The organism is Methylorubrum pseudosasae, assembly GCF_029504475.1.
In the GTDB taxonomy this organism is placed as follows: Bacteria; Pseudomonadota; Alphaproteobacteria; order Rhizobiales; family Beijerinckiaceae; genus Methylobacterium; species Methylobacterium extorquens.
The window spans coordinates 3,769,103-3,792,915 of sequence record NZ_JAQGDU010000002.1; the positions used below are offsets into that span (position 1 = coordinate 3,769,103).

The following is a 23,813-nucleotide window of genomic DNA, read 5'->3' on the forward strand; positions in this document are numbered from 1 at the left end:
TGCGCCCGATCCTCATCGAAGCCCGGCCCGCCCCATCCACTGCATTGCGGGCCGGTCTGACCCCGTTCGCGGGACAGGAGAACGGGAAACGGCTAAGGAGTCGGATCGCACGGCTCGCCACGCCGACGCGGTTCGGCCGAACCGATCCGCGTCGCCCGCCCACGGAGTGCAATGTCGCTGCGCCGCACCCTTTCCGCCCTCGCACTCGGACTCGTCGCTGCGGGGTTGGTGGCTGCCTGCCTGCCGTGGTCGATCGAGGCTCCCGGCACCGCCCGCTTCGTCAGCCGGGGTTTGCAGCAGGGCTGGGGCGTGGCGCTGGCGGCGCGGGGGCGCACGGAGGTCGTGCTGCTCCCCCTCCCCCGGATCGTGTTCGAGGATATCCGCCTGACCGAGGGCGATGCCGCCGGGCCGGTGCTGGCCGCGGGCGGAAACCTGTCGCTTCAGCTCGGCCTCGCCGCGCTGCTCACCGGCCGAGTCGAGGTCGATTCCCTGACGCTCGACGGGTCGGAACTGGTGCTGCCGCAGGAAGCGGGGGATCCCCGCTGGTCCGCGGCGGCCGAGCGCCTGACCCACAGCATCGCCGGCGCGGACGGTGACCGGCCCCGGCGGATCATTCTCGCCCGCTGCGCGCTCAAGGGTCGCGACCCGCGGGACGGGACGCTGCAGACGGCCCGCGACGTCGATCTCACGATCTCCTGGCCGGCCTGGAGCGAGAGCCTCGCGGTGAACGGGGGATTTCGCTGGAGCGACGGCAGCGCCCGGATCACGCTGACGGATCTGCGGCCCTACGCGCTCTTCTCCGGGGGCGAGAGCCCGTTCACCGCCGCCCTGACATGGCCGACGGGTTCCCTGAACGCCCAAGGCAACGGCAGCCTGCGCGACGGCCTCAGGGCGTCTGGCACCGGCAGCCTCCAGACCCGATCCCTGCACAAGACGCTGGCCCTGACCGGCGGGGGGCTCGCCCTGTCGCCCTTCGTCGAGGATTTCGCCGTGGAGGGCAGCTTCGAGGCGGCCGCCGGTCAGATCCAGTTTCCGAGCGTCACCGTGCGAAGCGACGGGAACGTGCTCGAGGGGGCAGGCTCGGCCACCTTCGGCCCGAAGCGCAACGCGGTGCAAGCCACGCTCGCGGCCGAAAACCTCAACCTCTCGCCGCTGCTTGCCAGCCTCCTGCGGCTGACGGGCTTCGATCGTGCCGCCGACGACGCGGCCAGGCACAGCCGGTCCCTCGACCTGCGTCCCTTCACCGGGGGCGACCTCGATCTGCGGATTTCCGCCGGCAATGCCCGGATCGGGCCGGTGCAGCTGACGGACCTCGCCTCCAGTGTTCTCGTGCGCGAGGACGGCATCGAGGCGTCGCTCGGCCGTGCCAATGTGCGCGGCGGTATGGTCAAAGGCCGGGTTTCCTTCGCCGCCGACGGGGGCGAGGCGGCCGCCACCCGCGTGAAGGCGCAGGGCAGTTTCGACGGGCTCGATCTCGGAGCCCTGCTCGACGATCTCGGCCAGTCCCGCTGGGTGCTCGGGGCGACGCGGGGCAGTCTCGCGCTGGAGGGAGCCGGCCACGATGTCGATGCCCTGGCCCGTTCCGTATCGGGCCGGGTCGCGCTGGAGAGCGCGGACGGTGCCCTGTCCGGGCTCGACCTCGCCGACGTGGTTCATCGCGGCGGCGCGGTGGCGCCGGGGGCGTTGGCCCGGCGCAACGGCCGGACGCCCTTCGAGCATGCCGCCGTGACCCTGCTGTTCGCCGACGGCGTCGGCGAGATCGTCGAGGGAAGGCTCGCCTCCCGCACCCTCGGCGCGTCCCTGAACGGGCGCGTCGCCCTGGCCGACCGCCGCTTCCAGGCGCGGGCCGAGATCCTGTCGCGGTCAACCGCCTCCGCCGACGGGGCGTCACCCCCCGCCACGCTGTTCGAGATCGCCGGTCCCTGGGATGCCGTGAGCGTTCGGGCCAGCGCCGGGCCGCGTCCCGCCGGGGACGAGGCACGCCAGCGTGCCGCCCCCGATTCCTTCCAGCGGCCCGGCGCCGATCTGCCCCTCGGCATCCGCGCCTACGTGCCGGCGACGGGGCCCTGACGTCCGGACCGCTGAGGTCCGGGTGTCAGGGAGACGATCTCAGGAGTTGCCGCTGGCCGTGCCGGCCGTGGACGTGCTGCCGGAGCCGTTGCCGCCCTTAGCCTTCTCGAAGGCGCGGCGGACGAGGTCGGTGCCGACTTCCATCGCCGCGTCGAGGGCCCGCTGCGACAGGGTGCCGGCCTCCACCGTCTCCCCGGCATAAACCGGCTGCTCCAGGGCGAGGCTGTCGCCGCGGGTGACGCGCAGGCGGCCAACCTCGCGGCCCTGCGCCACGGGCGCGACGAGCGGCCCCTGGTAGACCACCTTGGCGGTCACCCGATCCGAGGTGCCGCGCGGCAGCAGCAGGCGCACCGGCTTGTTGGCCACCACCGGCACGGAGCCCTTCTCGCCGCCGAAGACCGAAACTTCGGCAACCGTCTCGTTCGCGGCGAAGACCTGCCGCGGCTCGAAGGCGCGGAACCCCCATTCCATCATCTTGCGGGCTTCCGCCGCCCGGTCACGCGCGGTCTTGAGGCCCGAGACCACCATGATCAGCCGCTGGCCGTTCTGCACCGCCGAGCCGGTGAGCGCGTAGCCTGATTCTTCGAGGTAGCCGGTCTTCAACCCGTCGGCGCCGATATCGAGGGTCAGGAGCGGGTTGCGGTTCTGCTGCTTGATCTTGTTCCAGGTGAATTCACGCTCGGAATAGATCTTGTAGAATTCGGGGTAGGTGTCGATGAGGTGTTGGGCGATCCGCGCCATGTCGCGGGCGGTCACCTTCTGGTCGGGGGCCGAGTAGCCGGTCGCGTTGCGGAAGGTCGAGCGCGTCAGCCCGATCTCCTTGGCACGCTGGTTCATCATCCCGGCGAAGGCGTCCTCGGTGCCCGCCATGTTCTCGGCGATGGTGATCGCCGCGTCGTTGCCCGACTGCACGATCAGCCCGCGCAGCAGGTCGGAGAGCTTGATGCGGCTGTTGACCTGCGCGAACATCGACGAGCCGCCGCCCCCGGCCCCGCCGCGGCGCCACGCGTCCTCGGTCACCGTGAATTCGGTGTCCATGGAGAGGCGCCCCTCCTTGATGGCGCGGAACACGATTTCCGCCGTCATCAGCTTGGCCATGCTCGCCGGGGAGAACGGTTCGTCGGCCGCCTTCTCGAACAGCACCGAGCCGGAATCGGCATCGATCAGGATCGCGTGCGCGGCCGCCGTCTGGAACGTCTGGGCGCGCGCGGGCGCCGGATGAAGGAACGCACTGACGATTGCGGCCAGCATTCCCGCGAGCGCCCAGCGCGCCGCTCGGAACCGTCTCTCACACATCCTGGCCTCTCCCACGATCCCGTTCGCCGCCCGCCCCAGATCAAGCGTGACCTTAGCCCGGATACAATTCGATTTCGAAGGCAAAGTTCGATTCCGTAACGCGTCATGAGCGCGCCGAATGGCCGTGCACATCCTTGTGGAAAACCAGAGGAAATCCCATATCAAGTCCATGGAATTTCGACGCTTTCACCCCAGTGACGCGCCCTCCTCCCGCTCCCGTCGCGCGCCGGCGTCGGACGACGGGGTGCAGGGCGCGTGGCGCACGCTGCCGCTCGAAGGCCGCTTCGAGGTCGTCTACGAGGACGCCCGCGGCGCCTGGACGACCCGCACGCTCGACGCGCGCGAGCTGAAGCTCGGGCCCGGCCGCACCCTGCTCGGCGGCACCGACCGGGCGCATGGGCTCTATCGCGGCCTGCGCGCCGACCGCATCCGACGGCTCACCGAGCCCGCCTCGGGCACGCGGATCGAAACCGGTATCCTGGATTGGCTGCTCGCCCGCGCCGAGGCGCAGCGGAAGGCTCGGAGCGCGCGCATCCCCCGCCGGGCGGCGTGAAGGAGCGAAGTTTTCGTCGTGAAGCGCAATCGCGTGGGGACAAGAGGCCCCTCGTCGTCTCGCGGTAACGCGCTTCCTTCGGTATAGCCGGTTCTATGGAACTGATCTCCGCAACGCAGGCTCTGTCCGACGCCTGCACCCAATTCGCCGCGCAGCCGTTCGTGACCGTCGATACGGAGTTCATGCGCGAGACGACCTACTATCCGAAGCTCTGCCTGATTCAGATGGCCGGGCCCGACGGATTCGCCTGCCTCGTCGATCCGCTCGCGAAAGATCTCGATCTCAAGCCGTTCTTCGACCTGATGGCCGATGAGAGCACCGTGAAGGTGTTCCATTCGGCCCGGCAGGATCTGGAGATCATCTGGCTGCTCGGCGGGCTGCTGCCTCAGCCGTTCTTCGACACGCAGGTCGCGGCCATGGTCTGCGGCTACGGCGACTCGGTCTCCTACGAGCAGCTGGTCAACGATGTCGCCAAGGCGCGCATCGACAAGTCCTCCGCGCTTCACCGACTGGTCGCGGCGCCCCCTGTCCGAGGCGCAGCTCGCCTACGCCCTGTCGGACGTCACCCATCTCGTGACGATCTATCAGGTGCTCGCGGCCGAACTGCTGAGCACCGACCGCGGCCTCTGGCTCGACGAGGAGATGGCGGTCCTTACCTCGCCGGAGACCTATCAGGCCGAGCCCGCCCAGGCGTGGCGCCGGCTCTCGGGGCGGATGCGCAAGCCGCGCGAGATCGCCGTGCTGATGGAAGTGGCCGCGTGGCGCGAGGCGGAGGCCCAGAGCCGCAACGTCCCCCGCGGGCGCATCCTCAAGGACGAGGCGGTGATCGACATCGCCACCGCTGGGCCCCGCAGCGTCGAGGCCCTGGGGCGCCTGCGCACCATCCCGGCCGGCTTCGAGCGCTCGCGCACCGGCACCGAAATCCTCGCCGCGGTCGAGCGGGGTTTTGCCCGCGACCCCTCGCAGATCGCCGTGCCCGAGCGCAGCCGCTCCCGCGGTGGCGGCAACGGCGCGCTCATCGACCTTCTCAAGGTGCTGCTCAAGGCGGTGGCCGAAGCCGAAGGCGTGGCGCCCAAGATCATCGCCACCGTCGATGACCTCGAAGCGCTCGCCGAGGACGACGCCGCGGATGTGGCCGTGCTCCAGGGCTGGCGCCGCTCCCTGTTCGGCGACAAGGCCCTGGCGCTCAAGCACGGGCGCATGGCGCTCTCGGTCGAGCGCGGCCGGGTCACCGTGCGCGAACTGCCGTAGCCGTTCACCGTCGCGGCGGACGGCGCCCCAATGTCCCGATGCAGGCTGGGAGAAGCGGGGAACTGTCATCGCAGCATCTTGGCGTTGGAACGAGGGTGCCGTAGTTCGGGATTAAGTGGCAAATCGTTTTGCCTCTCATTCCCGGCTGCTGACCCCACCCCATGTTCGAGCCGAACGAAGTCCTCCAGGTTCTGAGCGGACGCGGTGCCGTGTCCGCTCAGGGGATCGAGCCGGTCGCGGTCCGCTACAAGGTCGTCATCGAGCGCCGTAGCGGCATCGTCGTCGCCCATGGCAGCCTCACCGGCCGGCACGCGGCCCTGCACCCGCTCTGGATCACGCCGGATGCGACGCTTCACTTGAAGGATTCCCGGCGCCTGGCCGTGTCCCTCACGGATCTCGTCGGCGATACCGCGGAGTTCGAGAGCACCGAGCCGGTTGCGCCGGGCTGACGCCGGCCCAACAGTGGGGCCGATTTCCTGCCACGCTCCCCACTGATCCATGACGTGCACCCCTTCGCCTGCGACCCGAGAGGACGGGGCCCGCTTCACGCTGGCCTGCCCCCAGCCCTACGATTGGCTGCATCTCGAACGCTTCTTCGCCGACCATGCGAGCCCCGGCGTCGAAGCCGTGACGCCCGGGCGCTATGCCCGCACCTTCGCCCTCGACGGGCACCGCGGCACCCTCGCCGTCACGACTGAGGCGAGCACTTTGTCGGTTCGTATCCGCGGCCTCGGCTCGGACGACGACCACGAGAACATCCTCGCGCGGGTGCGGGCGATGTTCGATCTCGACGCCGACCCGCGGGCGATCGCCACCGGGCTCGGCCGCGATCCGTTTACCGCCGGCCTCGTGGGGCGCAGGCCGGGTCTGCGGATGCCGGGCGCCTTCGATGGGTTCGAACTGGCGGTCCGGGCGATCCTCGGCCAGCAGGTCTCGGTCGCGGCCGCGACGCGTCTCGCCGGCCGCCTCGTTGCGGGTTTCGGCACGCCCCTCGACGCGGAGACGTGCGAGAACGAGCCGGGTCTCACCCACCTGTTTCCGACGCCGGAGCAGTTGGTGGACGCCGAGATCTCGCTCGTGCTCAACATGCCCCGCGCCCGCGGCCGGGCGATCCAGGGGCTTGCCGCGGCGATGCTTGCGACGCCGGACCTGTTCGCGCCCGGCGGTGAACTCGACGCGACAGTTGCCCGGCTGAAGGCCCTGCCCGGCATCGGGGATTGGACCGCGCATTACGTCGCCATGCGCGCTCTGGCCCAAGCCGACGCCTTTCCGGCGGGGGATGTCGGGCTGATGCGGGCCCTCGATGTTGGCGACGGGCGGCCGAGCCGGCTGGCACTTCTCGACCGTGCGGCGGCTTGGCGGCCCTGGCGAGCCTATGCCGCGATCCATCTCTGGGCCGAGGATGCCGCGCGGAGGATGCCATGACGATCCGTGATCCCGCCGCCGCCGACGAGGCCGGATGGCGCCGGCTCTGGGCCGGCTATCTCGCCTTCTACGGTGAGACTCTGCCGGAGGCAGTCACCGCCGCGACCTGGGCGCGCATGCTCGATCCGGCCTCGCCGGTCTTCGCACGGCTGGCGGAGCGGGACGGGTCGCTGGTCGGCATGACGGTCAACGTCCTGCACGAGGGGACGTGGAGTACGACGCCGGTCTGCTACCTGGAGGATCTGTTCGTCGCGCCCGAGGCGCGCGGCGGCGGGATCGGCCAGGCGCTGATCGCCGACCTCGTCGAGCGGGGCAAGGCGCGGGGCTGGTCGCGGCTCTACTGGCACACGCGGGCCGGGAACGCGCAGGCCCGGCGGCTCTACGAGCGCTTTGTCGCGGCCGACCACTTCTGCCGCTACCGCCTCGTCCTTTAGGTGTTAACGCCGCGTTTACCATGATCGCGTCACGGTTGGGCTCAGCGGAGAGAGCGATGAACCGACGAGTCGGCCGTACTTTCGATGTCCTCAGCGAGGCGCAGCTTGTCGCCGGGCGCACCGTCGCCCGCCGAGTCGCACCGGACGCGCTGGCGCCCCATGCCGGGCCTCGGCCGATCGCCCAGCTTCTCGACACCATCCAGCACGTCGCGGAAGCCGCGACCGGGGAGCGCAGCTTCCTGCATGTCGGCGCGGCGCCGCGTCGGAAGGGCTGAGGCGCGCAAGCCCTCAGGCCGCGGGTGGTTCGCCACCCAGTTCGATCAGGACGATTTCCGGCGGCACCCCGACGCGGATGCCGACCTGGCTGACGCCGAGGCCGCCGGAGATGATGAGGTGGCGCCCGTCCTCGACCACATGGCCGTAGGCGAAGCGCTGGCCGTAGCGGGAGGGCAGCACCGGCGAGTAGCCTAACACGCGGATCTGGCCGCCATGGGTGTGGCCCGAGAGCGTGAGGGAGACGCGCGAGGGCACTTTCACGAAGATGTCGGGCTCGTGCGCCATCAGGATCACCGGCGCCGCATCCGTCACCTGTGCCAGCGTGGCGGGAAGGTCGGCGAGGCTCTGACGGCTGCCGAGCGGGCGGAACGGCTCCTGATCCGCGAGCCCGGCGACCCAGAACGGCCGGCCGTCATGTGTCAGACGAATCGCGTCGTTCTCCAGCACCGGGATGCCGCGTGCTTCGAGCAGCCTCCGGATCTCGACGGGGCCCTTGCCCGCACGCATCGCCTCGGGATCGTCCCACCAATCGTGGTTGCCGAGGACGGCGTAGGTGCCGAGCGGTGCGCGTAGACCCTCGGCCAACCGCGCAAAATCGGACAACGGCACTCGGTGCCACGTCACCTTTCGGCCGGCGGGGTAATCGCCGAGCAGGAGGATCAGGTCGGGGGCGAGCGCGTTCGTCGCCGCCACGATTTCCGCCACCCGGTCGAGCGGCATGTAGGGCTCGCAGACATGGATGTCGGCGAGCACCGCGATGCGCAATCGGTGTCCGGGGGCCCAGCCCGGCGGCGTCAGGCCGTAGCGGGTCAGCGCGAGCCGGAGCCGCGGTTCGACGATGAAGGCGTAGGCGCCCCCGGAGCCGAGCGTCAGCGCCGAGGCGCCGAATCCGCCGAGAACCTGCCTGCGGGTCGGGAGAATGAGCATGCCGCCAGAGCCGATGGCGTGACGGCAGCGTCAAGCCTCAATCGACGGGCTCGTCCTCGTGAACGACGCGTACGGCGTTCCGGGCCTCAGCCTTGGCGCGGGCCGCTTTCATGGCAGCGCTGCTGACATGAACCGCGGCGGCAAGCGCCGGCAAAGCGACGGGACGGAAATTCTCGCGATCCCCGGCCACGGTTACCGGGCGGGCGATGCCCGGCTCGGCCGCGAAGGTCGGGGTTCGGCTGGGGGCGTACATGGATCCTGTCCTGTTTGCGCATCGGGACGGCCGGTTGGCGACCGCGTCGGCTCGATCGTTGGCCTCGCGAACATGGCGAGGACGACCCTTCAACACCGCGCTCGTGGCGAGATTGCGAAGATGCCGTCCTCCCTTTGATCGACCCAACTACATGAACGGCAGCTTAAGACTTCGGCTCAGCCTGAATTTCGCGCACGGCGACAAATCGGGCACGGCCTATGGTCGCTTTTCGGCAACGCGATAGTGCATTGCAACGAGGCTCATCTTGCAACGCCCTCCGTGGATTTACACCGGAAGAGCCGGTGACTTGGACCGCCGTCCCGATACGCCGCTCATGATATGCGGTTCATGGGGCCGGCATCGGTTCCAAGCCCTCCTGCGCGATCCAGGCTGCGGTCCGATCCAGGGCGCGGGTCAGGCGTTCGAACAAGGTGTCGATTTCGTCGGGCTCGATCACCAGCGGCGGGCAGACGGCGATGCGGTCGCCGGCCAGGAAGCGCACGATCAGCCCCTCGTCCTGCGCGAAGGCGACGCAGCGCGCCGCCACCGCCGCCTTCGGCTCAAATTGACGCTTCGAGGGCTTGTCGGCCACGATCTCGATGCCGCCGATCAGCCCCATGCCCCGCGCCTCGCCGACCAGCGGATGGTCGGCCAGCCGAGCCAGCGCCGCCTGGAAATGCGGCGCACGCTCTCCGGCACGCTCGACGATACGGTCGCGCCGGTAGATGTGCAGCGCGCGGTTGGCCACGGCGCAGGCGACGGGATGCCCGGAATAGGTGGTGCCGTGGCCGAAGCCGCCGAGCTTGACGCTCTCGTCGAGCATCGCCCGGTAGAGCGGCTCGTCGATGCTGATGCCGCCGAGCGGGAGGTAGCCGGAGGTCAGCGCCTTGGCGAAGGAGAGGGTGTTCGGGCGCATGCCGAGCGCCTCGCTGCCGAACCACGTGCCGAGCCGGCCGAAGCCGCAGATGACCTCGTCGGCGACGAGGCGTATGTCGTAGCGGTCGAGCACCGCCTGGATCGCCGCGAAATAGCCGGCCGGCGGCACGATGGCCCCGCCCGCCCCCATCACCGGCTCTGCGAAGAAGGCGGCCACGGTGTCCGGATCCTCGGCCAGGATCTGCGCTTCGAGTTCCGCCGCGAGACGCTGCGAATAGGCTTCTTCGGTTTCGCCCGCCTCGGCGCCGCGGTAATGGTGCGGGCAGGCGGTGTGGAGGAAGCCGTCGATCGGCAGGTCCCAGTCGGCATGGTTGGCGGGAAGGCCGGTGAGCGAAGCGGTCGCCACGGTGACGCCGTGATAGCCCTTCCTGCGGGCGATGATCTTCTTCTTGCGCGGGCGTCCCAGCGCGTTGTTCATGTACCAGAGAAGCTTGACCTGCGCGTCGTTGGCCTCGGAGCCCGAAGACGTGAAGAAGATCTTCGAGGTCGGGACCGGCATCAGCTCCTTGAGCGTCTCGGCCAGCTCGATCGCCGGATCGTGGCTGCGGCCCGAGAACAGGTGGGCGAAGGGCAGCCGGCCCATCTGCTCGGCGGCGGCCTCGACCAATTCCTCGTTGCCGTAGCCCAGGGCCGTGCACCATAGCCCGGCCATGCCCTCAAGATACGGGCGTCCGTCCGTGTCGTAGACCCAGACGCCGTGGCCGCGCTCCAGCACCAGCGGGCCCGTCTCCCGGAAGGTGGAAAGATTGGTATAGGGGTGGATCAGGGTCTCGACGTCGCGGGCGGCGATGTTCGACAGCATGATGCGGCAGCCGGAAGTCTTCGCCGACGGGGCGCGCCGGCAACCTCGCCACACTAACGGCCGCAATCTCCCTCAGGAAGGCGCCGTTCGCCTCATCGATTGACACAACCGACCCGCTCGCGATGCTCGATCCGGCCACCATCGTCGCCGTGCCCGCCCCGGGCCGCGCCTGCGGCCCCTGCACCCTGTGCTGCAAGGTCTACGACGTGCCCGCCGTCGAGAGCCCGGCAGGGCGGTGGTGCCGGCATGTCCGCTCCGGCGGAGGCTGCGGCATCCATGCCGAGCGGCCCGACCATTGCCGGGCCTTCCACTGCCTCTGGATGACGGAAACCTGGATCGGCCCGGAATGGCGTCCGGACCGGGCCAAGATGGTGCTCAGTCTCGACCCCGTGACTCGCTTCCTCAACGTGCAGGTCGATCCCGGTCAAGCGGGAGCGTGGAAGCGCGCGCCGTATCACGACCAATTGCGGCGCTGGGCTGCAGCCTCGCTGCCGCTGAAGCGCTACGTGCTCGTCCACGTCAACAAGGTGACGACAGTCGTCCTGCCGGATCGAGATGTAGCCCTCGGCACCTTCGGGCCCGGCGACCGGTTGGTTGGCCGCGAACGCATGACGCCGGCGGGGATGACCGCCGACGTGGAGAAAGTCTCGCAGCTGGCTTGAAGCAGGCCGTCGCTCAAGCACGCGATTTTACAGCCGCCCGGAATCTCGATGCCGTCGTGGCCTGGACCGGTCCGGCATGTCCGTTCGGCGCGGACGTGTCAGGTCATGCAGCGGCCGGGCACCATGCGGCGCGCCTCCGGCCCGACGAGCGAGCTGAGCGGGGCCTCGCAGCCCTCCCGCGTCAGGCGACGGGGCTTGGCCGGCAACTCTTCCTGAGCGGAGCGGGTCGGCATCGACTCCGAACGCGTGGACGGGCGGGGCGCCGTCGCCACATGGATCGGGGTCAGAGCGGTAGAGTAGGGACGCATGCCCGGAAGCGGCGTGGCCGGCGCCTCGTAGGCGACGCGCGGAGCCGTCGGGGCTCCCATCGCATCGGCTTCCTGCCGGACCACCGGCAGAAGCAGCAGGGTCATGATCGCAGCGGGAACACTCACACCGAGGGCGAAGCCGGTCCGAAGCATCTTTGCGATCTCCGATGGGAGCTTGACAGGTTGTCATCACAACGCTGCTTTCAGATCTTCGGTTCCTTCACTGTCCCGCTTCGGACCACATCAGTATTTTCATCTTCATCGGCGCGTCCGCTCCCGCAATGCAGCGGCTGGGTGGAGAGGGCGAGCGCCGGAAGGTCGTGGTAAAAAAGCACCTGTGGATGAAAAATCTGCGGGGTCCGGAGCCAAATTCGGAACCGGGCCGATGGTCATTCGTTAGAGAATCACCCGGCCACTCTGGTCCTCCCCGCATTCCCCTTGTGCATCGGCCGGAACCTTTTCACGGGTCGGACAATGGTCCGGCCCGTTTTTTCTTGCGCATTTGCATCGAGCCAGCTGCCCGCGGGTGAAGCTCCCCACGGCGCTCATCGCGCATGAAAAAAGGCGCCAGCCTCTCGGCCGGCGCCCTCGGTTGCTGTTCTGAAGTTTGAACTCAGGCGTTGTGCGCCTCGCGACGGCGCGCGCTCTGCTGGAAGAACAAAGCCTGGCTGATGACGGCCGACACGTTGGCGGGCTGGAACGGCTTGGCGATGAGGAAGGCCGGCTCGGGGCGCTCGCCTGTGAGGAAGCGCTCGGGATAGGCCGTGATGAAGATCACCGGCACCTCGAAGGTCTTCAGCAGGTCATTGACCGCATCCAGGCCCGACGAGCCGTCGGCGAGCTGAATGTCGGCGAGGATCAGGCCGGGGCGCTTGCTCTCGGAGGCGATCTTGACCGCCTCGGTGCGGGTGCGCGCCACGCCGATGACGTTGTGGCCGAGGCCTTCGACCAGGGCTTCGAGATCCATGGCGATCAGCGGCTCGTCCTCGATGATGAGGATCTCGGTGGCCATGTCGGCGGCGAGTTCGCGGCCCGCCTCGTCCACGAGATCGCGCACCTTGGACACGTCTACATCGAGGATCACGCCCGCATCCTCCTCCGAAAAGCCTTCGAGGCACGAGAGCAGGAACGCCTGCCGGGGAAGCGGCGTGATCTGGCCGAGCCGAACTTCGGCCGGCAGATCGTGCTGCACCTGATCGCTGTGGCCGTTCACGGACAGCGAATTCCAGATCCGCGTGAAGACGCGGAAGAGGTCGGCCTTGACGTTCGTGCTGCGGCCGAGGGTCTCGGGCTCGTTGACCAGCGTCTCGAGGGTGGCCGCGACGTAGGCATCGCCCGCCACCTGACTGCCCGTGAGCGCGCGCGCATAACGGCGCAGATACGGAAGGTGCTGCACGACCAGTTGTGCTGTGGACATGAGTTCCCCTGAGCCTCTTCGCTCTTCGTTTGTCGCTGCGCCCCTAACGCGGGGGCTCGACGTCCGTTCCTGGCCCATGCGGAACCCTAACCGCATGTCGGCGTTGCTGCTGCAGCCATGACTCATGTCAAGCTGCAAGACAATCGCGGCAGATGTGGCGCCAAGGGGATCTTGAACGCATGAATGAGAACGAGCCGGCCGGCGCGTTCCCTTCCGGGGACCGGCCCACTCGAGGGCGTGGCGACAATGGTTTGAATGACCAGACGCAGAGGCGCATCGGAAGCCATCTGCGCACCCTCTACGATTCCGTCGTGCAGCAGCCGATTCCGGATCGCTTTCGCGATCTCATCGCACGGCTTGAGGACGAACCCGCCAATCCGGACGATCCGGCGAGCGCCTGATCGGTCATCTTTGTTTTCGTCAGTGGTGCGAGCCGCTCCCGCTGCCGGGTGCGGCTCGTTTGTCGTAGTCGCGGACGGCTACAAGGTCGGCGAACGACCGCGCATCAGGCCGATCACGGCCGAGATCGCGAACAGGACGATCGCAACGAAGAAGACGAGCTTTGCGGCCTCCATGGCCGTACCGGCGATGCCGCCGAAGCCCAGCAGGGCCGCGACGAGGGCAACCACCAGGAACGTAACAGCCCAACCGAGCATGTCGAACTTCCTTCCAAAGAACTGGCGCGGCCCGTGCCGCGGCCTCTTGGAAGCAATAACGCCAAGTTTTCGCCGCAGGTTCCTTTTGCGTTTCCAAGGCTGTGAACACTTTTTTACCGGGTGCCTGCGACCGTGCTACGCCCCTGGAACCGACTGGCAAATTCGGCAGTTCGTCACCATCTCACCCCTAGTCGATCAGACGACAATCAGACTTGATGATGTGAAGGAGGCCCCCAGCGTGCCCGCACAGAAAAAGACCCTCGTCCCCGGTATCGCTCAAGCGAAAGCCGTTCTGGAGGCCGCTGCACGGCTCGTTTCGGCGCTCTCACCGCAGCCGGTTCTCCAACCCATTCCCGTTCGCGTGAAGTCTGTTCACCGCCGCTGAACGGCTGGTTTTCATCGACCCGAATGCTGTCGATCCAAGCGCCGTCCCGCCGGGCGGCGCTTTTTTCATACCATTAGGCTGTCCACAGAGGCGGTGCCGGCCGATGGGCGGCGTCGTTCGCCATACGGATCGAAAGAGGGTGGCGCCGCAAGGCTTTGCGGTCCGGAGGATTTTCAGGTGGCCAACGCGGCCGTTCCTGCGTGGTTTGCCGACATTGTCCTCCCCGCAAACGGCCGACTAGCTGGATCTCGGGCGAAACGCCCGGCCGGTCTCGTCTTCGTGGCGAACGCGCCAGATCGACGGGGGCGGCAACGATGGGGTTCGGCAAGCGTGCGCCCGGCGCATGGGTGGACAAGAGCAGTGCCGGCACAGCACGAGTGCGGCCGCGCCGCAGTCTCATCGCCACCGCGCTGGTAGGCCTGCTGATCGGCTTTGGGACGATCAGCGCGACGACGGTGGTGCGTGCGTCGGAGCGCGGTCTGCTCGACGGGCTGTTCGAGACGATCTTCGGAGCGGCGAGCCCCGCGCCGGCGACGATCGCAAAGCCGGCGCCGAAGGCACCCAGGCGCTACGCGTCGCTCCACGATCCACGGCGCATCGCCGGACATCGCTTCGTGCAGCGGACGCCGCGCCTGGATGCGCGTTCGACGCCCATTCGCACCCGAACGAGGGCAGCCTCTCTGGCCTCCTTCGCGGCGGGGACGCGGACCGTCTGCATGCGCCGTTGCGACGGCTACGTCTTCCCCCTCGGCCGCCTTCAGGCGCGGGCCGACCTCCCCGTTCATGCGGCGGCCTGCGCCGCAGCCTGTCCGAATGCCCCGACAGAAGTGCTCACCCTGGCGCCAGGGCGGGCCGAACTCGAGCGGTCCGTCGCCCTCAATGGCCGACCCTATCTGCGTGTCGCCACGGCCAACCTCTATCGCCGCACCCGCGTCGAGAACTGCTCCTGTCAGCCGCCGGGCGCCGCGGCGCTGTTGATGCCGTTGGCCGAGGACCGAACGCTGCGCCCCGGCGACGTCGTCGCGTCGGAGGAGGGAGCGGATCTCGTCGCGGGCCTCTCCCGCGTAGGGCCGGCACTCGTCGATTACCGCGTCGCCACCTTGAGCCGGCAGTATCGCAACGCCATCGAGGATCGCGTCGGCGCTCTGCGCCGCGATGCGGCGAAAGCGGCGTTCCGTGAGGCCTTAGACGCGAAGGGGAACGGCTCGCGGCGCCTACGGGTCGCCGAAGCGCAAATCCCAACGCTTTCGGCGGACGGGGCTTCCGCTGGTTTCGCGCCGGTCGTTTCGCGTGGCGAAGGGTTCATGGCGGTCCGCGTGGTGTCACCGTCACCGTTCGGGCATTGATCGCTGGGCTCGACGAGTTGGCGAAAGTGCCGGGCTGTCGTAGGCGGGCGGCATCCTCGTCGTATCGAAGCCGTCGTCTATGAGTGAATCGTCCGCGGACGCGCAGGCCCCCTCCCCCGGTTTCGAGAGCACGTTGCCTGTCTCGGGGCGGACGGAGGCTCTCAGCCCCCTCGTGCGGCGGCGAATCTGCCCCAATGGCGGTCCGTTCACTGCGAGCGGAACCTGCTCCTACATCGTCGGGCGCGGCCGTGTTGCCGTGATCGATCCGGGGCCGGCGGATGCCGGGCATGTCGAGGGCTTGCTCGCCTCGCTCGACGGCGAGGAGGTGGCGGCGATCGTCGTCACCCACACCCACCGCGACCATTCTCCGGGTGCGCGTCTCCTGCAAGCGCGGACCGGCGCACCGATCGTCGGCTGCGGCCCGCATCGGGCCGCACGGCAACTCGCCGAGAACGAGCTACCCATCCTCGATGCCAGCGCCGACCGTGAGCATCGGCCCGACCGGGAATTGGCTGATGGGGAGAGCCTGACCGGCGAGGATTGGACGCTGACCGCCGTCGCGACGCCCGGCCACACCATGAACCACCTCGCCTTCGCCCTGCCCGAGGAGAACGTGCTGTTCTCCGGCGATCACGTCATGGCGTGGTCGACCTCGATCGTCGCGCCGCCCGACGGTTCGATGCGGGCCTACATGGAATCGCTGGAGCGGCTGCGGGAGCGGGACGAGACGCTGTACTGGCCGGGACATGGCGGGCCCGTGCGCGATCCGCGCCGTTTCGTGCGCGGCCTCGCCGCCCACCGCCGCCAGCGTGAGGCAGCGATCCGCGCCCGGCTGGCCGCGGGCGATCGCGACATCGCAACCATCGTCGGCACCGTCTACCAGGGGCTCGCACCACATCTGCGGGGTGCCGCCGCCCTCTCGGTCTTCGCCCATCTCGAAGATCTGGTGGAGCGGGGCCTCGCGTTCACCGACGGCCCGCCCCTGCTCGATGGAGCGTTCCGCCCCGCCTGAGCCCCGCTTCTTCGAAACGCTATTTCAGGGCGATGGCGAGGTTGGCGACCTCGTCGAGATAGGAGCGGATGCGGTCGGCATTGTCGCCGAAGTCGCGATCGCCGATCCGGGAGGCCGAACGCACGTCGATGCGCGCGCCGTCTGCCCGCGGATGCACCCGCACGGTGATGTCGGCGGGCAGGTTCAGAATCCGGGTGCGAGCCACAGCCTCGATGCGGCCGTTGCCGATCCGCCCGCCAGGCCGGATCGCCTCGACGATCTGCCACTTGCGGTTCACCGCCGCCTTGCGAGCGAGTTCGAAGGCTTCGTCGGCCTCGACGTCGAGGGTGAGGGGCGCGATCTGTGGATAGGCCGCCCGCTGTGCCTCTCGGGCCGCCGGGCCGGGTTCGGTCGGGTAGCGGCCTTCGCGGGCGGCGAAGGCAAGGCGCGAGCGTGAGAAGGCGGGCGGGCGCTCGGTATCCGTCGTCACATCGGTGAGCGCCGGCAGGCGAACGCCTTTGAGGGCGGCATAGGCCGGATAAGCCAGGACCAGGCTCGCTACGAACAGGCCGCCGACGGCGGCGCCGAGCCCGCCCGCACCTTCCTGCCAGACCCGTGCCATCGCGAACAGCGCCAGCGCCACCGCGATGACGGACAGCGCGACCCCGCTTCCCAGAACGGCAAGGGCCGCTGACGGCTCCGCCGAAGGGCTGCGCACGATCAGCACCGCCATACCGGTCACGATCAGGGAGAACAGCGCGAGCGTTCGCGCGTAGCGGCCGGCCCGGGTCACCGGTTCATCGAGAAGCTGACGGCGCATGGCCCCGGAGACGAATGAGTTGGAGAAGAAGACGAGGATAACCTGTCCGGCAGTCTACAGGCTGGGGGTGGGGCGCGCCACTCGGCTGTCGGGGGTGCATCCCTCTGCTACAAGCTGGACGGACATGTCCGAGCGTCAAGACCGCCCCGCATCGAACGCCGAACCCGTCGATCCGCTTCGGGTCTGGTTTCGCTTCATCCGTCTCAGCCGGCGGGTCACCGCCGCGGTCGCTACGGAGTTGCGGGAACTCGGCCTGTCGATCCCGCAATTCGACGTGTTGTCGACGTTGAGCGAGCGGGAGGGGCTGACGCAGCAGGAGTTAGCCGCCCGGCTCTACGTCACGAAGGGCAACGTCTCCGGCCTTATCGATCGTCTTGTCGAGGCCGGCCTCGTCGAGCGCCGCCCGATCCCCGGTGATCGCCGTTCCCACGCCCTTCACCTCACCGAGGCCGGCGCTGAGGTTGCTGACCGCGGGATCGCGGCGCAGGCTGACTATGTCGCACGCACCCTGGGCCAGCTCAACGAAACCGATCTTCGCGCGTTCGAGGATCTCGTCGTCAAATGGCGTGAATTGGCACGCGCAGACGCAGCGCCTTGAAGGTCCGAAACCGCTCAAAAAAACAGACGCCCTCAGCGCCTGTCGAATAGAAATATAGTTCTTATTCTGAGAAGGCTGGGCGGTCGGACGCGGACCCCGCGCCCGTCACCGCCTCAGCCGGGTTAAGCCTCGCCGGTACGACCGGTCGATTGACCACCCTTGCGACCGGCCGAAGAGGCCAGTTCACGATCTTGCGAGAACGACCGCTTGTCCGCCGGGACGGAACGACCGCCCTTACTGGCGATCTCGCGCTGCCGTTCGATATTCATGGAAGCGAAACCTCGCTTCGAGGTGGAATTACCAGATGCCATCAGCGCCTCCTCAGGCTAACTCTTCACACCCCTCTCAACCATCATCCCACTCGATTGTTCCTTGGCTGTATCGACGGCCGGGTCCGGGGAAACCCCTGTTTCGTCCAGACGTTAGCTGGGCTCACGCCAGCAGCTCGCGCTGACTTGCGAGCGCGTTTCCACAGGCCATCCACAGCCGAGAGGAACCCGGATGACGAACCGATATATGGTAAAGCCTTCACTTGCAGCCAAGTCTGCTGCGGCTTCGGGAAGCAAGGGCGACCCTCAGCCGAACAGGACGCCGATGCCGGCCATGCCGGCGCCCGAGGACAGTCCAACGCCGACGACGCGTGAGGAGCCGGTGGATTCGCCGCAGCCCAATGCGAGCGTGAAGCGGGAGGCGCCGGGGCCCAGTGAGATCGGTCTTTCCACGAAACGCTGATCGGTGCCTGCGGCATTATGATGCCGGTCGCAAGGACGATGACGAGGCTGTGTCGGATCTCGTTTTCAGGGTCTTCAGAAAGGCAGGCAGACCGCGACTTTGACACGGTTCGCAGGTGCGTCTACCCGCGGCCCTTTCCGCCTGCCGCCCAGGGGGCGCATCGGAGTGAGTCCATGACCCTCGACACCGAGGTGATGTCCCTACGGCAGGTGCCGTTGTTCCGCGAGGTGGAGACGTCCCGCCTCAAGCTCCTCGCTTTCACCAGCGAGCGGGTCCATTTCGAGGCGGGACAGGCCTTCTTCGCGCGCGGCGAGGCGGCGGACGCGGCCTATCTCATCCTGGAAGGGTCGGCGGCGGTGTCGATCGACGGCCCGTTCGGCCCGGTCCGTCTCGCCCTGCTCGGCCCCAACGCTCTCGTCGGCGAGATGGGGATTCTGGCCGATCAGCCGCGCTCGGCGACCGTCACGGCGGATATGGCGACGACGGCTTTGCGGATCGACCGCGACGTCTTCATCGAGTTGCTCGCGCAGTTTCCGCAGATCAGCATCGCCGTCATGCGCGAACTCGCCCTGCGTCTGGAGCAGACCAATCAGCGGCTGGCCGAGCGCGTCGGCAACGCCTGAGGCAATCGAAGACGCGAGCTTTCGAGACTGAGCGGCGTGGACGCTCAGCGATACTTCCAGCCCCATTGGCCGTAGATCGGATGACCCCGTCGGCGCGCCTCGTATTCAGCGCCCGGATCGTTCGGACGATACCCGTTGCGATAGGCGTAGGGGCTCGGCTCGATGTAGTCGGGATTCTGGAGTTCCTGCCGGAGGTAGCCGTCGCCCTCGCCCGATGACCCGCCGCCAGGGCCGAAGGCGAAGGCCGGACCGGCCGAGAGGATCGACGCGGACAGGGCCAGCGTCGTGATCGTCAGGCGTCGCATCGCTCGCTCCATCGTCGTTCTGCGCCCCTCACGACGGATCAACGATCGGCCGTCATCGCCGGTTGCGCCATCGATGCTGCATTCACGGCGTCGGATAGGTGATGAACTCCATGAGCGAGCCATCGGGATCACGGAAATAGACGCTCACCCCCTGCCCCGCCGCGCCGTTGCGCTCCACCGGTCCGAGTTCGACCGCAACGCCGTGAGTCGCGAGATGCGCCATCGCGTCCTCGATCGAGCCCGACCAGCGGAAACAGAGGTCGCTGCCGCCGGGCATCACCGGCTCGCGCGCTCGCGGCGTGCCGATTTGACCGGGTCCGTGCACGTTGAGCTGCACGCCGCCGAACCGGAACACCACGCCTTGGCCGAACGGGATCACTTCGGCCCGCAACACATCCCGGTAGAAGGCCGTCGAGCGCTCCCAGTCGGAGACGTGGATGACGCAATGGTCGAGATGGATCGCCGGCGCGAGCGTCGTGACGTCGGTGCCCGCTTCCGCAACGAGTTCGGTCTCGGTCTCGGGCATCGTGCACCTCCTCACGCGATCTTGCGCGGCAGATAACGCGGTCTGGGCCCGAGGCGAGACGAGCTCACGGCAACGTTCCTCCGCCGATGCGGCCTCGAAGTCACACCCGATCCGCTCAAGGGCGGGTAGTCATGGCGCATGATCTGTAACGCCAACCCGCCCCCGCCGGCGGCGACAGGAGCCGCCATGGCAGCCCCCCGAACCGCCGATAGGACGGCGCGCAGCACCCGCCGGGTTGTGCTTGCCGCGCTCTGCCTCATTCCGCTGGCAGCCTGCCAATCCTCGAAGCCGGGCCCGATGGCCGGCGGCGACGACGACGCGGCCTGGGTACATCGGCACGATGCCCGACAAGCCGTTCGACGTGCCGCTGGTCGACCGGTCGCGCATCGATCCGAAGTACCGCCGTCAGGAAGTGGCCTATAGCGGTTCCGAGGCGCCGGGCACGATCGTCGTCGATATCGACAAGCGTCATCTCGCCCTGGTGCAGGAGGGCGGCACGGCCCTCCAATACGGCGTCGGCGTCGGCAAGGCCGGCTTCTCCTGGAAGGGCGACGCCCGCATCGGCCGCAAGGGCGTCTGGCCGGATTGGAGCCCGACCACGACGATGGTCTCGCTCAATCCGGGCATCGAGCGCTCGCGCAAGGGCGGTATCGACAATCCGCTCGGCGCGCGCGCGCTCTACCTCTACCAGGGCAACCGCGACACGATGTTCCGCATCCACGGCACCAACGAACCGTGGAGCATCGGCGAGCAGATGTCCTCGGGCTGCGTGCGCATGCTCAACGAGGACATCGTCGATCTCTTCGAGCGCGTCCCCGTCGGCGCCCACGTGTGGTGGTGAAGCGCAGCAGCAAGTATCGCGCCTGAGGACGCCCTCGCGTCGAAGAGCCGACGCGCGCATCCTGCCCGAGCCGGTCGGCCTCTTGTGGGGCGTGGCCGGGTGCGGGATCAGAACGGCCGACGGTAAGCCCGGTGGTTCATCCGTGGCACCGGCCGCGGTGCGAACCATCGAGGACCGCCCAGCGCGATCCCCGGTCAAGGAACTCGAACCGGGGCCGAAGCGTCTTTCCGGTGCGGTCAAGCTTGGCCGTGGAGTGTTCTCATGACCATCACCGTGTCGAACCTGCAGCCGATCATCGCGATCCTGGCGGGCATCCTCATCCTGATCGCACCGCGGCTCCTCAACTACATCGTGGCGGTCTACCTGATTGTCGTCGGGTTGATCGGCCTGGGCGTGCTGCGTCATTTTTCCTGAACCGACGTGACTCCGACGCAGCGCGATACGCAGCGCTGGGCGCGCTTGCGCTGGGGCACCGTCCTGTGACGCGCGTCGTTTCGTTCCTGACAGCGCCCGCACATCGTCACTCCCCGCCGCGGGGCGACGCGAAGCTAATCCTTGCACTGCGACATGAGATGCGCCACGCCCGCGTGAACGGCGCTAGGGTCGCCAAATCCGTCCAGCGGAGAGCCTGATGACGAAATGGGTCTATTCCTTCGGTGACGGCAAGGCCGAAGGTGAGGCAGCGATGCGCAACCTCCTCGGCGGCAAGGGCGCGAACCTCGCCGAGATGTCCAATCTCGGCCTTCCGGTTCCCCCCGGCTTCACCATCACGACCGAGGTCTGCACCTACTATTACCAGCATGGCGAGACCTACCCGGCCGAGCTCACCGACGCGGTGAAGGAAGCCCTGGAGAAGGTCGGCACGCTCACCGGCCGCCGCTTCGGCGATGCGGAAAAGCCGCTGCTCGTCTCGGTCCGCTCCGGCGCGCGGGCCTCGATGCCGGGCATGATGGACACGGTGCTCAATCTCGGCCTCAACGACGCCACCGTCGAAGCCCTGGCCAAGGACGCCGACGACGAGCGCTTCGCCTACGATTCCTACCGCCGTTTCATCACGATGTACTCGAACGTCGTGCTCGGCGTGGAGCACCACGCCTTCGAGGAGGCGCTGGAGCACTACAAGGAGCAGAAGGGCCTCACCCTCGACACCGACCTGAAGGCCGACGACTGGAAGCACCTGATCGGCGTCTACAAGAAGATCGTCCGCGACGAGCACGGCTCCGAGTTCCCGCAAGGAGCGGAGGACCAACTCTGGGGCGCGATCGGCGCGGTGTTCGATTCCTGGATGATCCCGCGGGCCAAGAAGTATCGCGAGCTGAACCAGATCCCCGAGAGCTGGGGCACGGCGGTCAACGTCCAGGCCATGGTGTTCGGCAACATGGGCGACACCTCGGCCACCGGCGTCGCCTTCACCCGCAACCCCTCGACCGGCGAGAGCGCGCTCTACGGCGAGTTCCTCATCAATGCCCAGGGCGAGGATGTGGTGCGCGGGTATCCGCACCCCGCAGGACATCACCGAGAAGGCCCGCATCGAGGCTAAGTCTGACAAGCCGTCGATGGAAAAGGCGATGCCCGAGAGCTTCGCCGAGCTGACGCGGATCTACGGGATCCTCGAGAAGCACTACCGCGACATGCAGGACATGGAGTTCACCATCGAGCGGGGTAAGCTCTGGATGCTTCAGACCCGCAACGGCAAGCGCACCGCCAAGGCGGCCCTGCGCATCGCCGTCGAACTCGCGGGCGAGGGCCTGATTTCGAAGGAAGAGGCGATCAAGCGCATCGAACCCGGCGCGCTCGATCAACTCCTGCACCCCACCATCGACCCGGATGCCGAGCGGACGGTGATCGCCACCGGCCTGCCCGCCTCGCCGGGCGCGGCGGTCGGCGAGATCGTCTTCAACTCGGAGGAGGCGGAGGCCGCCAAGAAGGCCGAGCGCAAGTGTATCCTCGTGCGCATCGAGACCTCCCCTGAGGACATCCACGGCATGCACGCAGCCGAGGGCATTCTCACGACGCGCGGCGGCATGACCAGCCACGCGGCGGTGGTCGCCCGCGGCATGGGCAAGCCCTGCGTTTCCGGCGTCGGCTCGATCCGGATCGACTACAAGGCCAAGACCTTAACTGTCGGCGGCGTGACCTTGAAGGCGGGTGACGTCATCACCGTCGACGGCTCGACCGGCCAGGTGATCCAGGGCGAGGTCAAGATGCTCCAGCCGGAGCTGTCGGGCGACTTCGCCGCCCTGATGGAGTGGGCGGATGCGGTGCGGACCATGAAGGTGCGCACCAACGCCGACACCCCGGCCGACGCCCGCGCCGCCCGCAAGTTCGGCGCGGAAGGGATCGGCCTGTGCCGGACCGAGCACATGTTCTTCGAGGGCGACCGGATCGTGGCGGTGCGCGAGATGATCCTCGCCGACGACACCGAAGGCCGTCGCGCGGCACTCGCCAAGATCCTGCCCTACCAGCGCCAGGACTTCGTCGAGCTGTTCACGATCATGTCGGGCCTGCCCGTCACGATCCGCTTGCTCGACCCGCCGCTGCACGAGTTCCTGCCGCACACCGACGAGGAAATCCGCGAGGTGATGTCGGCCACCGGCATCAGCGAGGACAAGATCCGCAACCGCATCCGCGAACTCTCCGAGCACAACCCGATGCTCGGCTTCCGCGGCTGCCGCCTCGCCATCGCCTTCCCCGAAATCGCCGAGATGCAGGCCCGCGCGATCTTCGAGGCTGCGGTGCAGGCCGCCAAGGATACCGGCGCTCCGGTGACCTCCGAAGTGATGGTGCCGCTGGTGTTCACGCGGATGGAGTTCGACATCGTCAAGGCCCGCATCGACGCCATGGCCAAGGCCGTGACGGAGGAGACCGGCGCGACGCTCGAATATCAGGTCGGCACGATGATCGAGCTGCCGCGCGCGGCGCTGATGGCCGGCGAGATCGCCGAGACCGCGGAGTTCTTCTCCTTCGGCACCAACGATCTCACCCAGACCGCGCTCGGCATCTCCCGCGACGACGCCGCGACCTTCCTCGGCCCCTACACCCAGAAGGGCATCCTCTCGGTCGATCCGTTCGTGTCGATCGATCAGGAGGGCGTGGGCGAACTGGTGAAGATCGGCGCCGAGCGCGGTCGCAAGACCCGCGAAGGGCTCAAGCTCGGCATCTGCGGCGAGCACGGCGGTGATCCGGCCTCGATCGCCTTCTGCCAGGAGGTCGGGCTCGATTACGTCTCCTGCTCGCCCTTCCGCGTGCCGATCGCCCGCCTCGCCGCGGCGCAGGCGGCCCTCGGCAAGGACGCCTAAGACGACGCATGACGACCCCGCGGGCATGACCCGCGGGGCCTTTCCGGGCGGCGGGGAAGCTTCGCAATAATTTTGCGGACA

At 68.3% G+C, this 23,813-nt stretch carries 25 protein-coding genes and 3 pseudogenes; 16 read left to right on the forward strand and 12 right to left on the reverse strand.

Annotated elements, in window-relative coordinates; translation table 11 throughout:
- The first annotated feature begins 171 nt into the window (after positions 1-171).
- Positions 172-2,070: an AsmA family protein gene (locus M2437_RS18785; protein WP_253388349.1), complete on the forward strand. Its 1,899-nt coding sequence runs from the start codon at positions 172-174 to the stop codon at positions 2,068-2,070.
- Between the two features lie 39 nt (positions 2,071-2,109).
- On the opposite strand, the gene M2437_RS18790 is transcribed toward M2437_RS18785, so the two are convergent.
- Positions 2,110-3,366, reverse strand: coding sequence for a D-alanyl-D-alanine carboxypeptidase family protein (locus M2437_RS18790; protein WP_012254250.1), 1,257 nt, complete (start codon positions 3,364-3,366; stop codon positions 2,110-2,112).
- A 169-nt stretch (positions 3,367-3,535) separates the two neighbouring features.
- Between M2437_RS18790 and M2437_RS18795 the strand changes: the two genes are divergently transcribed.
- The 6 genes and pseudogenes from M2437_RS18795 to M2437_RS18820 all read left to right on the forward strand — a co-directional run bounded on the left by M2437_RS18795 (position 3,536) and on the right by M2437_RS18820 (position 7,304).
- Complete coding sequence (locus tag M2437_RS18795) at positions 3,536-3,919, forward strand: hypothetical protein (protein ID WP_253388350.1); 384 nt, start codon at positions 3,536-3,538, stop codon at positions 3,917-3,919.
- A 95-nt stretch (positions 3,920-4,014) separates the two neighbouring features.
- Positions 4,015-5,170 (forward strand): annotated as a pseudogene (rnd, locus tag M2437_RS18800) (ribonuclease D).
- Between the two features lie 161 nt (positions 5,171-5,331).
- Positions 5,332-5,619, forward strand: coding sequence for a hypothetical protein (locus M2437_RS18805; RefSeq protein WP_003599487.1), 288 nt, complete (start codon positions 5,332-5,334; stop codon positions 5,617-5,619).
- A 49-nt stretch (positions 5,620-5,668) separates the two neighbouring features.
- Positions 5,669-6,595 (forward strand): DNA-3-methyladenine glycosylase family protein, encoded by a 927-nt coding sequence (locus M2437_RS18810; RefSeq protein ID WP_253388351.1) that lies wholly within the window; start codon positions 5,669-5,671, stop codon positions 6,593-6,595.
- On the forward strand, positions 6,592-7,029 hold the full coding sequence (locus M2437_RS18815) for a GNAT family N-acetyltransferase (RefSeq protein WP_253388352.1): 438 nt from the start codon (positions 6,592-6,594) through the stop codon (positions 7,027-7,029). The genes M2437_RS18810 and M2437_RS18815 overlap by 4 nt, the downstream gene beginning before the upstream one ends.
- A 56-nt stretch (positions 7,030-7,085) precedes the next feature.
- A complete protein-coding gene (locus M2437_RS18820; protein WP_003599481.1) occupies positions 7,086-7,304 on the forward strand; it encodes a hypothetical protein in 219 nt (72 codons plus the stop codon).
- Positions 7,305-7,317: 13 nt separating this feature from the next.
- Here the strand turns inward: M2437_RS18820 and M2437_RS18825 are convergent, their stop codons facing one another.
- From M2437_RS18825 to M2437_RS18835, 3 genes are all read right to left on the reverse strand, one after another.
- Positions 7,318-8,232 (reverse strand): metallophosphoesterase, encoded by a 915-nt coding sequence (locus tag M2437_RS18825; RefSeq protein ID WP_253388353.1) that lies wholly within the window; start codon positions 8,230-8,232, stop codon positions 7,318-7,320.
- A gap of 37 nt (positions 8,233-8,269) precedes the next feature.
- Positions 8,270-8,485, reverse strand: coding sequence for a hypothetical protein (locus M2437_RS18830; RefSeq protein ID WP_003599477.1), 216 nt, complete (start codon positions 8,483-8,485; stop codon positions 8,270-8,272).
- Positions 8,486-8,831: 346 nt separating this feature from the next.
- A complete protein-coding gene (locus M2437_RS18835; RefSeq protein ID WP_082289680.1) occupies positions 8,832-10,223 on the reverse strand; it encodes an aminotransferase in 1,392 nt (463 codons plus the stop codon).
- A gap of 122 nt (positions 10,224-10,345) precedes the next feature.
- Between M2437_RS18835 and M2437_RS18840 the strand changes: the two genes are divergently transcribed.
- Positions 10,346-10,885, forward strand: a complete 540-nt coding sequence (locus M2437_RS18840; RefSeq protein ID WP_056118432.1) for a CxxCxxCC domain-containing protein — start codon at positions 10,346-10,348, stop codon at positions 10,883-10,885.
- Positions 10,886-10,983: 98 nt separating this feature from the next.
- Here M2437_RS18840 and M2437_RS18845 read toward each other — a convergent pair whose 3' ends face one another.
- Both M2437_RS18845 and M2437_RS18850 read right to left on the reverse strand, forming a co-directional pair.
- Positions 10,984-11,346 (reverse strand): hypothetical protein, encoded by a 363-nt coding sequence (locus M2437_RS18845; RefSeq protein WP_003599472.1) that lies wholly within the window; start codon positions 11,344-11,346, stop codon positions 10,984-10,986.
- Positions 11,347-11,806: 460 nt separating this feature from the next.
- On the reverse strand, positions 11,807-12,610 hold the full coding sequence (locus tag M2437_RS18850) for a response regulator (protein ID WP_003599470.1): 804 nt from the start codon (positions 12,608-12,610) through the stop codon (positions 11,807-11,809).
- Between the two features lie 179 nt (positions 12,611-12,789).
- On the opposite strand from M2437_RS18850, the gene M2437_RS18855 reads away from it, so the two are divergent.
- On the forward strand, positions 12,790-13,011 hold the full coding sequence (locus M2437_RS18855) for a NepR family anti-sigma factor (RefSeq protein ID WP_015951333.1): 222 nt from the start codon (positions 12,790-12,792) through the stop codon (positions 13,009-13,011).
- Between the two features lie 78 nt (positions 13,012-13,089).
- On the opposite strand, the gene M2437_RS18860 is transcribed toward M2437_RS18855, so the two are convergent.
- Complete coding sequence (locus M2437_RS18860; RefSeq protein ID WP_003599466.1) at positions 13,090-13,266, reverse strand: DUF1328 domain-containing protein; 177 nt, start codon at positions 13,264-13,266, stop codon at positions 13,090-13,092.
- Between the two features lie 699 nt (positions 13,267-13,965).
- Between M2437_RS18860 and M2437_RS18865 the strand changes: the two genes are divergently transcribed.
- Complete coding sequence (locus M2437_RS18865; protein WP_253388354.1) at positions 13,966-14,997, forward strand: DUF2865 domain-containing protein; 1,032 nt, start codon at positions 13,966-13,968, stop codon at positions 14,995-14,997.
- 79 nt (positions 14,998-15,076) lie between these two features.
- A complete protein-coding gene (locus tag M2437_RS18870) occupies positions 15,077-16,009 on the forward strand; it encodes an MBL fold metallo-hydrolase (protein WP_253388355.1) in 933 nt (310 codons plus the stop codon).
- 19 nt (positions 16,010-16,028) lie between these two features.
- Here the strand turns inward: M2437_RS18870 and M2437_RS18875 are convergent, their stop codons facing one another.
- Positions 16,029-16,808, reverse strand: a complete 780-nt coding sequence (locus M2437_RS18875; RefSeq protein ID WP_253388356.1) for a DUF1499 domain-containing protein — start codon at positions 16,806-16,808, stop codon at positions 16,029-16,031.
- Between the two features lie 124 nt (positions 16,809-16,932).
- On the opposite strand from M2437_RS18875, the gene M2437_RS18880 reads away from it, so the two are divergent.
- On the forward strand, positions 16,933-17,406 hold the full coding sequence (locus M2437_RS18880) for a MarR family winged helix-turn-helix transcriptional regulator (protein ID WP_253389646.1): 474 nt from the start codon (positions 16,933-16,935) through the stop codon (positions 17,404-17,406).
- A 122-nt stretch (positions 17,407-17,528) separates the two neighbouring features.
- On the opposite strand, the gene M2437_RS18885 is transcribed toward M2437_RS18880, so the two are convergent.
- Positions 17,529-17,717, reverse strand: coding sequence for a con-10 family general stress protein (locus tag M2437_RS18885; protein ID WP_012254235.1), 189 nt, complete (start codon positions 17,715-17,717; stop codon positions 17,529-17,531).
- A gap of 264 nt (positions 17,718-17,981) precedes the next feature.
- Entirely contained in the window at positions 17,982-18,128 is a 147-nt protein-coding gene (locus tag M2437_RS18890; RefSeq protein WP_190274542.1) for a hypothetical protein, read from the reverse strand.
- 183 nt (positions 18,129-18,311) lie between these two features.
- Between M2437_RS18890 and M2437_RS18895 the strand changes: the two genes are divergently transcribed.
- Positions 18,312-18,761, forward strand: coding sequence for a Crp/Fnr family transcriptional regulator (locus M2437_RS18895; protein ID WP_015951328.1), 450 nt, complete (start codon positions 18,312-18,314; stop codon positions 18,759-18,761).
- A 44-nt stretch (positions 18,762-18,805) separates the two neighbouring features.
- On the opposite strand, the gene M2437_RS18900 is transcribed toward M2437_RS18895, so the two are convergent.
- Both M2437_RS18900 and M2437_RS18905 read right to left on the reverse strand, forming a co-directional pair.
- Positions 18,806-19,066, reverse strand: a complete 261-nt coding sequence (locus M2437_RS18900) for a hypothetical protein (RefSeq protein WP_253388357.1) — start codon at positions 19,064-19,066, stop codon at positions 18,806-18,808.
- An 82-nt stretch (positions 19,067-19,148) separates the two neighbouring features.
- Positions 19,149-19,592, reverse strand: a complete 444-nt coding sequence (locus M2437_RS18905; RefSeq protein ID WP_253388358.1) for a VOC family protein — start codon at positions 19,590-19,592, stop codon at positions 19,149-19,151.
- Positions 19,593-19,778: 186 nt separating this feature from the next.
- On the opposite strand from M2437_RS18905, the pseudogene M2437_RS18910 reads away from it, so the two are divergent.
- From M2437_RS18910 to ppdK, 3 genes and pseudogenes are all read left to right on the forward strand, one after another.
- Positions 19,779-20,459, forward strand: a pseudogene (locus M2437_RS18910) (L,D-transpeptidase).
- Positions 20,460-20,694: 235 nt separating this feature from the next.
- A complete protein-coding gene (locus M2437_RS18915) occupies positions 20,695-20,847 on the forward strand; it encodes a DUF3096 domain-containing protein (protein WP_003599447.1) in 153 nt (50 codons plus the stop codon).
- 217 nt (positions 20,848-21,064) lie between these two features.
- Positions 21,065-23,732 (forward strand): annotated as a pseudogene (gene ppdK, locus M2437_RS18920) (pyruvate, phosphate dikinase).
- Positions 23,733-23,813: the final 81 nt, after the last annotated feature.